Origin of the sequence: Bacillus sp. MZGC1 (genome assembly GCF_002998605.1) — a bacterium.
Taxonomy (GTDB): domain Bacteria; phylum Bacillota; class Bacilli; order Bacillales; family Bacillaceae; genus Bacillus.
Window position 1 is genome coordinate 548,711 of the sequence record NZ_PVRE01000001.1, and the last position, 13,389, is coordinate 562,099.

10 protein-coding genes and 1 other annotated feature are annotated in these 13,389 nt (G+C 39.8%); of the genes, 4 read left to right on the plus strand and 6 right to left on the minus strand.

Going from position 1 to position 13,389, the window contains the following annotated elements; all coding sequences use genetic code 11:
• Window positions 1–25 precede the first annotated feature (25 nt).
• Window positions 26–700 carry an NAD(P)H-dependent oxidoreductase gene (locus C6Y06_RS02705; RefSeq protein WP_066031689.1) on the plus strand — a complete coding sequence of 225 codons (675 nt, stop codon included), beginning with the start codon at window positions 26–28 and terminating at the stop codon, window positions 698–700.
• A gap of 90 nt (window positions 701–790) precedes the next feature.
• Window positions 791–1,015 (plus strand) — a binding site (T-box leader).
• A gap of 75 nt (window positions 1,016–1,090) precedes the next feature.
• Window positions 1,091–2,440 carry an amino acid permease gene (locus C6Y06_RS02710; RefSeq protein ID WP_034660121.1) on the plus strand — a complete coding sequence of 450 codons (1,350 nt, stop codon included), beginning with the start codon at window positions 1,091–1,093 and terminating at the stop codon, window positions 2,438–2,440.
• 209 nt (window positions 2,441–2,649) lie between these two features.
• Here the strand turns inward: C6Y06_RS02710 and C6Y06_RS02715 are convergent, their stop codons facing one another.
• The 6 genes from C6Y06_RS02715 to C6Y06_RS02740 form a co-directional block, all read right to left on the minus strand.
• On the minus strand, window positions 2,650–4,065 hold the full coding sequence (locus C6Y06_RS02715) for a HAMP domain-containing sensor histidine kinase (protein ID WP_060597375.1): 1,416 nt from the start codon (window positions 4,063–4,065) through the stop codon (window positions 2,650–2,652).
• Window positions 4,062–4,748: a response regulator transcription factor gene (locus C6Y06_RS02720; RefSeq protein ID WP_060597374.1), complete on the minus strand. Its 687-nt coding sequence runs from the start codon at window positions 4,746–4,748 to the stop codon at window positions 4,062–4,064. The genes C6Y06_RS02715 and C6Y06_RS02720 overlap by 4 nt, the downstream gene beginning before the upstream one ends.
• A complete protein-coding gene (locus C6Y06_RS02725) occupies window positions 4,745–5,728 on the minus strand; it encodes a YncE family protein (protein ID WP_060597373.1) in 984 nt (327 codons plus the stop codon). Before C6Y06_RS02725 ends, C6Y06_RS02720 begins: the two co-directional genes overlap by 4 nt.
• A 277-nt stretch (window positions 5,729–6,005) precedes the next feature.
• Window positions 6,006–7,340 carry an MFS transporter gene (locus tag C6Y06_RS02730; RefSeq protein WP_066031692.1) on the minus strand — a complete coding sequence of 445 codons (1,335 nt, stop codon included), beginning with the start codon at window positions 7,338–7,340 and terminating at the stop codon, window positions 6,006–6,008.
• 40 nt (window positions 7,341–7,380) lie between these two features.
• A complete protein-coding gene (locus C6Y06_RS02735) occupies window positions 7,381–7,953 on the minus strand; it encodes a TetR/AcrR family transcriptional regulator (protein WP_060597371.1) in 573 nt (190 codons plus the stop codon).
• Between the two features lie 90 nt (window positions 7,954–8,043).
• Window positions 8,044–10,575 carry a PEP/pyruvate-binding domain-containing protein gene (locus tag C6Y06_RS02740; protein WP_106036484.1) on the minus strand — a complete coding sequence of 844 codons (2,532 nt, stop codon included), beginning with the start codon at window positions 10,573–10,575 and terminating at the stop codon, window positions 8,044–8,046.
• 284 nt (window positions 10,576–10,859) lie between these two features.
• Between C6Y06_RS02740 and C6Y06_RS02750 the strand changes: the two genes are divergently transcribed.
• Together C6Y06_RS02750 and uvrB are read left to right on the plus strand one after the other, a co-directional pair.
• On the plus strand, window positions 10,860–11,105 hold the full coding sequence (locus tag C6Y06_RS02750; protein ID WP_012011392.1) for a CsbA family protein: 246 nt from the start codon (window positions 10,860–10,862) through the stop codon (window positions 11,103–11,105).
• A 295-nt stretch (window positions 11,106–11,400) separates the two neighbouring features.
• Window positions 11,401–13,386: an excinuclease ABC subunit UvrB gene (gene uvrB, locus C6Y06_RS02755; RefSeq protein ID WP_034660110.1), complete on the plus strand. Its 1,986-nt coding sequence runs from the start codon at window positions 11,401–11,403 to the stop codon at window positions 13,384–13,386.
• The last annotated feature ends 3 nt before the right edge of the window (window positions 13,387–13,389 follow it).

Genomic DNA, 13,389 nt, shown 5'->3' on the forward strand with positions numbered 1-13,389 from the left:
TCGTTCACTAGAAAGGATGAATACCATGCGAGACAAAGAGCAATTAAAAAAAGAAATCATTGAGGCGTATGAATTCCGTCATGCGACAAAAGAGTTTGACCCGACGAAAAAGATTCCAGAAGATGACTTTGCGTTCATTTTAGAAACAGGAAGACTTTCCCCAAGCTCTGTCGGATTTGAGCCTTGGAAATTTCTCGTCGTTCAAAATGAAGCATTTAGAGAGAAATTAAAAGAATATACATGGGGTGCGCAAAAGCAGCTTCCAACTGCCAGCCATTTTGTGATCATTTTGGCAAGAACAGACGCCCGGTATGATTCAGCATATGCAGAATACATCAACAAGGAAATCAAGGGAATGACAGACGAAACGTTTGAAATGGTAAAAGAACGCTACAAAGAATTCCAAGAGAATGATCTTCATTTGATGGAAAATGACCGTACGCTCTTCGATTGGGCTTCCAAACAAACGTATATTGCCCTTGGAAATATGATGACAGCCGCGGCACAAATCGGCATTGATTCATGCCCTGTTGAGGGATTCAGCTACGATGAGATTCATCGTATTCTTAAGGAAGAAGAATTACTTGAAGATGGTCAGTACGACATCTCTGTCATGGCAGCCTTTGGGTATCGAGTCATTGAGCCAAAGCGCGGCAAAACGCGTCGTCCGATGGATGAAGTAGCCGTTTGGATTCGTTAAAAGAAAATGTCTGAAAAAGGCTGTTGACAATTGCGTGGTTAGTCAGTATATTTAAAAAATAAAATCTTTGATAAATAGACAAATTGACTATAAAACGCTTTGACTTGAGAATAGTAAATGAATATCCGTTTTCTAAGAGAGCTGCGGGGTGGTGCAACGCAGTAAAACGAATCATTGAACTCGCTCAAGGAGCGGCAAGACTGAATGAATAGTAAGTCTTTACGTGTGACCTCCGTTATCGGGTTTCAAGTTGGATTCAGCTATGTCTGAATCAATAAGAGTGGTAACGCGGTTGCAAGGTCAGTCGTCTCTTCAAGGAGATGACTGGCCTTTTTATATGCTTTTATCTTATATTTGTCTGAAGATTCAAATTTAAAGGAGCTATAGAAAATGGAAAAGGAACATGTGCAGTTAAAACGAACAATGACGTCAAGGCATATCATGATGCTCGCACTTGGCGGTGCCATCGGTGCTGGTCTGTTTAAAGGAAGCAGTTCTGCCATTGATATCGCGGGTCCTGCTGTCATTTTGGCATATATGATTGGTGGTCTTATTTTATTATTTATTATGCAAGGACTTGCCGAAATGACGGTTGCACGACCTGGCGCTAGAACATTTCGTGATTTAATTGAACCTGTGTTAGGCAAATACCCCGCCTATTTCTTAGACTGGATCTATTGGAAAATGTGGGTGCTGAACATTGCAGCAGAAGCGATCGTGTCTGCAATCTTTATTCAGTACTGGTTCCCGCAAGTACCAATATGGACACTTGTGTTAATCATTTCACTTGTTGTGACATTGATCAATGTTTGTTCAGTCAAAATGTTTGCTGAGACAGAATACTGGTTAGCCTCTATAAAAATTGCTGTCATTCTTTTATTTATTATCATTGGGTTAACGATGCTGTTTGTCTCATTCGGACAGCATGCAGCACCGGGATTATCCAACTTAACCGACCACGGGGGATTTTTCCCGAATGGAACGGGCGGCTTAATTGCGGCAATGCTGGTGGTCGTGTATTCATATGGGGGAACTGAAATGATTGGGGTCACATTAGCAGAAACAAAAAATCCTGAAAAAGTCATCCCAAAGGCCATTCAAAGTACATTTGTACGAATCATCGGTTTTTATGTACTTCCGTTCTTCATCATCGTCAGCTTGATTCCTTGGAATCAAGTAAACAATGAGCAAGTGAGTCCATTCGTCACGGTGTTTGCAACGATTGGTGTGCCATATGCAAGTGATATCATGAACGGGATTATTTTACTAGCGATCTTGTCTTCTATGAACTCTGGTCTGTATGCTTCTTCAAGGGTACTATTTACACAGGCGATGGATGGCCGTGTATGGAAGGGTTTTTCTAAGCTGTCGAAACAGCAGGTGCCAGTCAGAGCGATTCTAGTATGTACATCTACTTTGTATGCAGCCGTATTAATCTCTCTTTTTGTAGGAAGTCAAACCTTTAATTATTTAATGGGATCTTTAAGCTACACAGTCTTATTCATCTGGTTTATTATTGCTGTTGGGCATCTAAAGTCTCGAAGCGTAACAGCACCAGGAGGATATCGCGTCAAGCTGTATCCTTTCACGACATGGTTTTCTGTCATTGCGATCATTGCCATTTTTATTGGCGTAGTATCAACAACTCCGATCGTTCAAACCTTGGTCACAATGGGTATCTATCTCATCATCACTCTTTCTTTCTTCATCAATAGAAAGCGGTTTGAAACAGTTGTTTAATTTAAAAGCGTGCAGGACTTTTGAAGAAGGTCTGGCACGCTTTTTTAATAGTTTTATTGTTTGAACTGAAGCAATCGACTCTCCTTTTGAAAGGAATTGATGCATAAAAGTAGATGATCAAAAAGGGGCTGAAAATAGCTGTTCGAATTTAGACGACTGATGCACATATATGGATCAAGCGAATGACCCTACCTATAAAATCTAATTTGTTATATCAAAGGCAGGTCTTCATCGATCGGAGTATTTGGCAGCTGAATGATGGCTGTCGTACTGCATCCTGGCTCAGATTGAATATCGAACGTGCCATGATGTTTTTTCATGATTTGATAGACAATGGCTAGTCCAAGACCGGAGCCGCCATCTTTTCTCGTACGTGCCTTATTTACTCGGTAAAATCGCTCAGAAACATGTGGAAGGTCTTCTTTTGGAATGCCGTTGCCCTCATCTGTCACTCTCAATTCAGCCATATGCTGGTGAACTAGTAATTCAATCGAGATCGATTTTCCAGAGGGAGTGTAATGAATGGCATTGTCCAGTAAATTACGAACCACTTGTTGCAGCCGATCGCTATCGCCATACACAATACAATCCTCATCAAGTGTTCGTTTCAGATAAATGCCTTTTTGATTAGCGATAAATGCCATTTGATCAAGAACGTCATGAATCAGCTGTGCAAAGACAATTGGCTCCATCGTTAGTGGATAAGAATCACCTTCTAGCTGCGCAAGGTCTAAAAGATCGTGCACAAGCCGGCTTAAACGTGCGGCCTCATCCTGGATGATGTGCATTCCTTTTTTTTGATCAATGATCCCTTCTTCAATTCCTTCAGCATATCCTTTCATATAACTTAGCGGAGTCCGAAGTTCGTGAGAGACATTCGCAAGAAATTCCCTGCGGTGCTGCTCAACTTTTTCAAGGGTAGAAGACAGTTTGTTAAAGGAGCGGCTCAGCTGGTTTAACTCATCTCCGTTTTTGGTCACAGCCATACGTTTTGAAAAATCACCAGATTCCATTTCCATAGCAATTTCTTTCATTTGATTAATTGTCCGCACGACTTTATTGGAGCTTTTATATCCGATAAAGAAAATCAGGAGCAGGATCAATAAAATGGATATGCCAAGTGTCAATCTGATTTGGACAAAGGGTTCATACACATCCGATAAGGGCATGGATAGAAAAATTGTCCCCGATAGCTCATCTTTGCTTGAGAAAACAGGGATAGCGATGCCAAGAATATCTTGATGAAACTGTGAGTGTTCTCTAATCAGCACGACGGTTTCCCCTTGAAGGAGCTTTTGGCGTTCCTTGAACGTAATGAGATTATCATTTGTGTTCGTATCAAAAGGAAGACCACTTGAAAGCTCCATTGGGTCATCTGTAAAAATAATGTTCGCCTGACTTGAGTCGTTTGCCCATTTTATTCTATCGGTAAAATACGTATCTTTCCCGTGTTTATGATAGATTTGTGCCAACTTTTTACCTTGTAAACTTAAGGAATCGATCTGTTTATCAATATATAAGTGCTGGTATAAGTAATAGGTAAGGGCAAGAGCTGAGGCAGCAACGATTCCGGTCACTACAAGGATTAAGAAGAGCACTTTCTTTTTAATCGATAAAGGCTTCATTCTTCCTCCTCAAACTTATAGCCGACACCCCAAACGGTTTTAATATGCCGTTCCGCTCCCTTTAATTTCAGTCGCAGCGTTTTGATATGTGTATCGACTGTTCGTAAAGAGCCGCTCGTGGAATGTGATTCCCACAATTTTTGATAGAGCTGTTCTCGTGAAAACACTTGGCCTTGATTGAGTAAAAGAAACATGAGTAAATCGAATTCTCTTCTAGTTAAATTAATGGGCTCCTGATGGATATAGACTTGTCTGCCATCCTGATCAATCTCCATGTCACCAATCTGTATTCGGCTGCGCTTTAGCGAAAGACCTCTAATTCGTCTCAAGGTTGTTTCAATTCTTGCTGCAAGCTCACGTAGACTGAAAGGCTTCATGATGTAGTCATCCGCACCAATTTCTAGACCTCTAATTCGATCCTCCTCATAACTTCTAGCTGTTAAGAATAAAATGGGGATTTGAGATGTTTGCCGAATACGCTGACAGACTTCAAATCCATCCATATCAGGCATCATGATATCCAGTACAACAAGGTCAACGGGTTCTTTTTCAAGCTGACGTAAGGCATCCATTCCATTATTAGCTGTGATGATGTGAAAGCCTTGTCTCTTTAAAAAGGATCCGATTAACTCAAGCATATCGAACTCATCGTCTACGATTAAAATATGCATTTGTTCTTTCATTTCTTTTCCTCCAACACGATAGCATAAGGTCCTGATGGGACATTCAGTCGATTTTTCATCATGAATGTATGTTTATCGATAATTGATACTGAATTGTCATCTAAGTTACTCACATATATTGATGTGGTATCAGCGGTGATATAATTCGGGTTTTGACCAGTTTCAACAGAAGCAAGCTGCTTATTTGTCTCTGTATCTACTTTGTACAGAGTATGATCTCCATGACAAAGTACATATAAAGTAGAAGAATTTTTCTCTGAAAAGAATGCAACGGGCATAACGCCTAGTTTCATTTCTCGCTGCTTTTTACCTGTTTTTGGGTCGTAAGAAAAAATGCTTTTATTTAAGGTACCTTGTTTACCGTGTCCACCGACCCAAATGGACTTTCCATCAAAATGAATACCAGAAGGCCGTTCAAGTACAGAGAACGTACGTATATGTTTTTGCTTCTCAATATCTATGACGGAGACAGTATGACTTTCTGCATTTAAAACAAATAAAGTACCTGAAGAAGAAAGTGTCATAGAAGAAGGTAACTTTCCGGTCTTCACAGTTGCTTTTATTTTTTTACGCTGCGTATCAATAAAATAAACGACATTTTTCTGTGTATCCGCTGCAATTAAGGTGTGAGAAGCTGCATCATATGTAAGAGAAGTCAGCCCTTTATTCACATCCATATAATCTGTTGCTGTACCTTTTTTTAAATTAATTTCGATAAGCGATTCTCCTTCTTTACTTGTTGCAATGATGACGTCTTTGTTGATTTGGATAAGGTCAGTGAGCGGATGTTTTAAATCAACGGAAGAGATCATTTTATTCTTTTGTAAATCAACTATTGAAAAGGAAGCTTTTTTTAATTGAGAGATGACCGCGATCGATTGAGAGCTGCCAGGTGGATTAAATTGCTGGTCTTTGCCACAGCCTGACAGGAATAATATTAGAGCTGATAAACAGATCAAAACATATTTTGCACGTTCCATTCTTCCGCTCCTTTGCGTCCTATATTTTCAAAAAGCATACCACAAAAATTGTGAAAAAAAATCGAAGTTATCAGTACTGGAAGAGATGAAAAACAGCTTTTAGGTGGGTGAACGGGGACAATTTCGATCGAAAGTTCCTTTTTTGTCTAGTCATATGGCTTTTTTTCATCTTTAAAAAAGGATTTTCAATATTTGATTACTGTACCCGCTCTAGCTTACAGTGATACAAATGATGAAAACTCCCCCGCTCTAAATCAACATAGAGCGCAGGGAGTCATTAGGCGGAATGCCCCGATGATGGAGAGGTGGAACTTGTTTTGACGCGTTGAGATAAAAGGAAACCAAGGATTCCTGCGCCCATTAATACAATAAATAAAGATTGGAAACCACTCATGATACCAATCAATGTCGATGAAATGATACTGCCAAAATATCGAAAGGTAGAGAAAATACCAGATGCCGAACCAGATAAGCTTTGATCAACAGCAGTTAAAGAAGCCATCTGCATACTGGTCATACCAATCCCTGATGAAATTCCACCTGCGATTAGTGTTACGATTAGCAGTGGTAAGGAGGGGTACTGACTCAGTGTAATTAACATGATGCCTGATAAAGTGAGGCAGAGAAATGAAAAGCGAATCATTTTTTTCGCGCCTTTTTTCGGATGAAGTCTAGCCCCTAGCAAACCGCTAAGAGACATACAAAGCGAAAATACCGATAAAATCATACCGCCTTGTGTATGAGAAAGGGCAAGTTGTTGTTCCATAAACAGCGGCATAATAAGAAGGATGGCGTACATGACAAAATTACTTAGCATGATCGACAGATTCGCATTTGTAAATGAACTGTTTTTAAATAGGGACAAATCGATGATCGGATTCTTTACTTTCCGTACATGTTTAAAGAATAAAGGAATCACAATCAATGCTAAAATGCCATAAATTAAATATTCATTTAGTAACTGGCTTTTTGTGCATAGAATGATTGTGGCAATTCCGATGGTTAAATACAATGAACCGATGATATCTACCCTTGCTTGTAAGCGTGTATGCTTTATGTTTGGAATGAGTAAAATACCGGTGACAAGTGTAAGAAACAGAAATGGGATATTCACTAAGAATATGGAATGCCAGTCAAAACTCTGAATGAGAATCGATCCAATAAAAGGTCCAAGTGCGGCACCAATACCAGCACCAAATCCAAAGTAACCCATTGTTTTAGACAGTTTTTCGGGTGATACTGTTGCACGAATCAATGCAATGCTATTCGGTGTTAAAATAGCCCCGCCAGCTGCTTGAATGGATCGAAAGATGATGAGAAATGCTAGATTAGGTGCTAAAGCACAGCCAATCGAGCCGATTAAAAAGAGTGTTACTCCGGTTAAATACATGCGGCGGTGTCCGTATATATCTCCTAACTTACCAGCGATAGGCTGAGTGACCGCCATGACAATAAGATAAATTGTGACAACCCAAGTAATGTTTGAAATGGATTGATCATAATAAGTTGATATGGATGATAGAGCGACTGCGATCATCGTTGAGTTGACTGGAACTAGTATAGCTCCAAGTAACAAAGAATAGATGATCAAGCTCTCTTTTTGTAACCTCAATGTGTATACCACCTTTTGTAAAAAAGAAGAATTCCACCCTTTAAGCGGGAGAAATTCCTCTCATGAAAATGTGTGTGTATGTCTCAATAAAATCATCTTTTTGTGTTAAAACGAGTTGAAAGTCTTGCTCTAGCTGCTGAATAAAAAAACCGAAATACGTACTAATGAAAATGTCTGCATAAATGTCTTCTTTTCCTTTTAAGACATGATGCTGAGCACTCATCTTTTTGAAATATTGTATCAGCATTTCCCTTAGTTCTTGAGGATAAATTTTTTCATGACTGGTCAAATCTTTAAACATAGCCGGTTCTCGCATGCTGATATAAATAAATTCTTTTTTTGAAGTTAAATCTTCAAGGAAATAGGAACCGAGAAACTTTAAATCGGTGTATAAATCGCCTTTAAATTCTGCTTCTAAGGTTTTCGTCGGTGTTGATTTCATTTTCATAATGGCAGCAATGACGCCGCGTTTGTTTTTAAAGTTGCGAAAAATAGTCGCTTCACTGACATTCGCTTTTGTGGCTATTTCTTTGGTTGTGGTTTTTTGATAGCCCTTTTCAGTTAATAAATCCATTGTTGCGCGAATGATTCGTTGATTTGTAGATTTTAACAAGCATACTCACCTCAGGTTATGAATGTGTTTGCAACAAAGTAAGTATACCGATAAAACCTATGACCGCCAATATGACCCAAAACGATAAAGTTAGACACGTGCATGCTGTTTTAATATCTGAATGCGTCCATTGCTACCATCTACTGTCACAAGGTCACCGGATTGAAGTGTTTCAGTCGCTATTCGGGTACCTAGGACAGCTGGCATCATATACTCTCTAGCGATAATAGCTGAATGAGACAAAATGCCTCCAGCATCGGTTATGACTGCTTTTGCATCTCTAAATAAGCTCGTCCATAAAGGTGTGGTTGTTTTGCAAACTAAAATATCATCCTTTTGAAATTGTGAGAATTCCTCAGCACATGTAATGACTTTTACTCTTCCAGAAACAATACCGCTAGATGCGCCAATTCCATAGATCATATCGTTTGTGTTATTTTCATTTTCTCTTAATGAACCGAGCATTTTTTCCACTTGCTGCAATTCAGCTTCAGTTGGGGTGCCCATATAAGCTGGTGGTTGAATGTCTTCATTTTCTTTCATTTCGATTTTTCTTTGTGCAATGACCGTATCGAATGTTGTAGACGTTGTGAGCGCTGTGTGTACCTCCTCATCGTAGAGATACCATAGATCTTCTTGATGAGGAATCGCTCCTTTTTGTACAAGAAGTTCGCCAATTTTTAATAGATATACTCTGGCTTTAGCATCTAACATGGCATCAATGTAGAAGTGATGATCATCACGGATATTAGCGGCCTGTAGGGCAAATTGATAAAGTGTCTCAAATTTTGTTTTAAACGCTTCATCCTTCACTTGGCTCATAAAATGTTCATATGTCTCTTGTCTTTTGATGACGGCTTGTGCAAATTCTTCATCAAAATCACATTGGGACTGAATGTTGTTTCTGATGATATCTAGTATAAACTCAGGGTTTTCCACCCATGTTTCTTCCGTAAGGTCATGACTTTTAACAGATCGCCAGCCATAGACTTGAAGAAACTCCTCTAATGCCGAAATGAAGTGTCTGCCTTTTTCCGAGTGATTGAGTGCATCAAGCAGCTCTGGGTTCTTTTCATGCTTCATAAATGCTTGATGAAGTTCAGGATCTTGAAGGACACTCTTTGCAAAATCAGAAAGCTTCTTGTCTGTTTCAAGAGATTTGTTCATCACGCCTATCAACATCTCATGCAGCAGGACCACTTGTGTTTGATCACCAGTATATGTCACAAGCATGTCTTCGATCATAGCCGATAGAATAACTTGTGGTATGACAATATCAAAATGATCATCGTAGGCTTGTATATAAAAAGCCTTTAATTCTTCGAAGCCGATGATGGCTTCTTCAATGGTCATAGGTTCCTTCATTTGGTGATCGAGTTTTTCGTAAAAGGGAAAGAAATTTTTCTCTAAAATCTCATACATACGTTCACTTAAATGCGGAAATAACTCAAATATGCGCTCATCAAAAACTGGAGCAGCTTCTGCACTCGCTTCAGGCAGTGACGGTGCTGAGTACAGGTGGCCTCTATAAAGCTTGATATTTTTAATATTCAGATCAGGTACTTGATATTTTTCACCATTTTTCTTCATTCCGCTTTTTAATGCTGGGATGATCAGACTTGAAAAGAGAGGACTCGTTGGCCCAGGCATATGATCGTCCATTGAGATCCAGAAATCCTGCAGCTCATCTGGCTGCATTTGAAAAGAAGTACCCGCTGTTTCATCTGCTGCTTTTGAGAGGGCTACGGTAATCGGCCTGGCTTGAAGTAAATAAAATGTGCCATTTGCTATTCCAAATTCGATATCGACGCTATGTCCATAAAGTGCTTCTACTTGTTTGGTGATTTGCGTGATTTCTACTAATTCGTCATCATTCAGGCAATATTGCCCAGCCATTTCCTCCGTTACTGACTGTTCAATGACACCTTCTTGATAAGGAATAATTTGCAGCTCTTTCGTTCCAAGTGATTTTTCAATAGAAAGTGTCTCTTTGTCTACAATAAATGTGTCTGGTGTCACAAGCCCGGAGACGATTGCTTCTCCTAATCCGTAGCTTGCTGTCAGCATCATTTCATTTGTTTTTCCCGATACGGGATTCTCACTAAAGATGACTCCGGAGACGTCAGAATGGATCAATCCTTGAACGACAACAGCCATGAGCGGCATCTCTTCCTCGTTTTCATCCATCTCTTCCTTATATTCTGTCACTCTCGCTGCAAAATAAGAAGACCAGCATTCTTTGACAGCCTGTAAGAATTCTTCATTTGTTTTGATATTTAAATAGGTCTCGTACTGTCCTGCAAATGAGGCGCCTTCGAGATCTTCAGCAACAGAAGAGGATCGAACTGCAACTGAGGGATAAGTCTTCCGCAATGATTGAAAGGACGAAAGGAGTTCTGCTTCCATTTGAGAAGGAAACGATGCTTCTTTGATTTTGTTAGCAAGGTTTTGTTCAGTTGGATGCAGGTTGTGATATGAAAGAAAGCTTGAAAAGCTGTTGGTTTTGATAATAAATCCATCTGGGACTGGCAGTCCGTGATTGTTTAATTTAATTAAATTCAGGCCTTTTGCCCCTGCGAGTGCTGCGGATTCTTCAGCCGCATGAAATAAAACTGAATACATGGGAATGCCCCCTTATCCAAATAGCCAATGATTTGTATGTCTCTCTATAGTTTTTAAAATGATAGTGCGCACTATCATTTTAATCATAGGATGTATTGGATGTTACTGTCAAAGACGGAAAGACCTATCTTTACAAAGGGGACATTCTCACTAATTTCCTTCTATATCTATAACAAAAGTCTCCGAACAGAAAGAAAAATAGGTGAAATTGAAAACTGTGAATTGTTCAATATGCCAATCTTTACTATAATCAAGGAAGTAGACCAAGAAGAGGGAGGGTTTTTGTGATTACAAAAGCCATATTTGCACTTGTTTTTCCTTTCCTGCTCGTTATTTTATTTTCAAAGGTTACTTATAATCATTATGTGGGCATTGCATTAACAGCAGCGCTTTTATTTGCCTCGTACATGAAGGGCTATACAGAAACCTACTTTATTGTGGGATTAGATATAATTTCTTTAGTAGCTGGGGCATTATATATGGCTAAAAAAGAAATTGAAAAAAGAGAAAAGGCTGAAAAACATCATTGATGTCATCATCAAGAGCGTGCTAGGCCGAAAGGTGACGTTTTTTAAGCTGTGCTTACGAATTCTAGTGAGTGCAGCTTTCTTTTTGTGATCTTTTTCTGCTCATCGAATATCTCTCACCAAAATGTTCCATACTGAAAGGAAGGTTTTCGTAAGAGGGTTATTTGCCATGGAAGAGAGGGTATGACTGTATTGGAAATAAAAATCAAGCAAGAGCCGAACTTTAGTTCGTATTTTTGTGTTCTTTTATGATAATATATTCATTAGATAGATTTCGTAACGAAACGGAGGCTTTGATGTGAGTGACCGCTTTGAATTAGTTTCTAACTATCAGCCCCAAGGAGATCAGCCGAAGGCGATTGAAAAGCTTGTTGAGGGGATCCATCAGGGGAAACAGCATCAAACGCTGTTAGGTGCTACAGGTACGGGAAAGACCTTTACTGTATCCAACCTGATCAAAGAAGTGAACAAACCGACACTTGTCATTGCGCATAACAAGACACTTGCCGGTCAGCTATACAGCGAGTTCAAGGAATTCTTTCCGAATAATGCTGTCGAATATTTTGTGAGTTACTATGATTATTACCAGCCAGAGGCGTATGTGCCTCAGACTGATACATTTATTGAAAAGGATGCCAGCATCAATGATGAGATTGATAAGCTGAGACACTCCGCTACTTCCTCGTTATTTGAGCGGAGAGATGTCATCATCATTGCCAGTGTGTCCTGTATTTATGGCTTAGGTTCGCCAGAGGAATACCGAGAGCTTGTGCTGTCTTTACGTACTGAAATGGAGATTGAACGCAATCAGCTTCTTCGTAAGCTGGTGGACATTCAGTATTCTCGTAATGATATAGATTTTCAGCGCGGAACCTTCAGAGTACGAGGAGACGTCGTTGAAATTTTTCCTGCTTCACGTGATGAGCATTGTATCAGAGTGGAGTTTTTCGGTGATGAAATTGAACGTATTCGTGAAGTGGATGCACTGACTGGAGAAATACTCGGTGATCGTGAACATGTGGCTATTTTCCCAGCATCTCACTTCGTCACAAGAGAAGAAAAAATGGAAAAAGCAATTATTAATATTGAACAAGAGCTTGAGGAGCAGCTCGAAAAGCTTCGAGATAATGGAAAATTGCTAGAAGCGCAGCGCCTTGAGCAGCGGACAAGATATGACCTTGAGATGATGAGAGAAATGGGCTTTTGTTCAGGAATCGAGAACTACTCAAGGCATCTGACCTTGCGCCCTCCTGGTTCAACACCTTACACATTGCTTGATTATTTCCCAGATGATTTTATGATTGTTGTCGATGAGTCACACGTGACGATCCCGCAAATCCGCGCGATGTACAACGGGGACCAAGCAAGAAAGCAAGTGTTGGTTGATCACGGATTCCGTCTGCCTTCAGCACTTGATAACAGACCGCTCACCTTTGATGAGTTTGAAAAGCATATCAACCATATTGTGCATGTATCTGCCACTCCTGGTCCTTATGAGCTTGAGAAAACTCCAGAGGTTGTGGAACAAATTATTCGTCCAACAGGTTTACTTGATCCAATCATTGAAGTGCGTCCGATTGAAGGTCAAATTGATGACTTAATTGGAGAAATTCATGCTCGGATTGAGAAAAATGAGCGTGTGCTCGTGACTACGCTGACGAAGAAAATGTCTGAGGATCTCACAGATTACTTAAAAGAGATCGGAATCAAGGTCAATTATCTGCATTCAGAAATTAAAACCCTTGAGCGGATTGAGATTATTCGAGATTTACGTCTCGGAAAATATGATGTGCTTGTGGGAATCAACCTTCTTCGTGAAGGACTGGATATTCCAGAGGTGTCGCTCGTGACGATTTTAGATGCGGATAAAGAAGGCTTTTTACGCTCTGAAAGATCCCTCATCCAGACGATTGGCCGTGCAGCGAGAAATTCAGAAGGCCGGGTCATTATGTATGCAGATAAAATGACCAAATCAATGGATATTGCGATTCAAGAAACGAAGCGCAGACGAGAGCAGCAAGAGGCGTATAATGAGAAATTTGGGATTACTCCGCAAACCATCCATAAGAAAATCAGAGATGCCATTAAGGCAACAAAGATACATGAGGAATCGGAAGAATATGAAACAAATGCAGCACCAAAGCTGTCAAAAATGAGCAAAAAAGAACGAGAAAAAGTGATCGAAAAGGTCGAGATGGAAATGAAAGATGCAGCAAAAGCGCTTGATTTTGAAAAAGCAGCAGAATTAAGAGATCTATTGCTAGAGCTAAAAGCGGAAGGATGATTG

What these genes read in the sequence shown, in the direction of transcription:
- C6Y06_RS02725 (WP_060597373.1), bottom strand. Translation starts at nt 5,728, where the DNA reads ATGGAACGTGCAAAATATGTTTTGATCTGTTTATCAGCTCTAATATTA.
- C6Y06_RS02710 (WP_034660121.1), top strand. Translation starts at nt 1,091, where the DNA reads ATGGAAAAGGAACATGTGCAGTTAAAACGAACAATGACGTCAAGGCAT.
- C6Y06_RS02705 (WP_066031689.1), top strand. Translation starts at nt 26, where the DNA reads ATGCGAGACAAAGAGCAATTAAAAAAAGAAATCATTGAGGCGTATGAA.
- C6Y06_RS02740 (WP_106036484.1), bottom strand. Translation starts at nt 10,575, where the DNA reads ATGTATTCAGTTTTATTTCATGCGGCTGAAGAATCCGCAGCACTCGCA.
- C6Y06_RS02715 (WP_060597375.1), bottom strand. Translation starts at nt 4,065, where the DNA reads ATGAAGCCTTTATCGATTAAAAAGAAAGTGCTCTTCTTAATCCTTGTA.
- C6Y06_RS02720 (WP_060597374.1), bottom strand. Translation starts at nt 4,748, where the DNA reads ATGAAAGAACAAATGCATATTTTAATCGTAGACGATGAGTTCGATATG.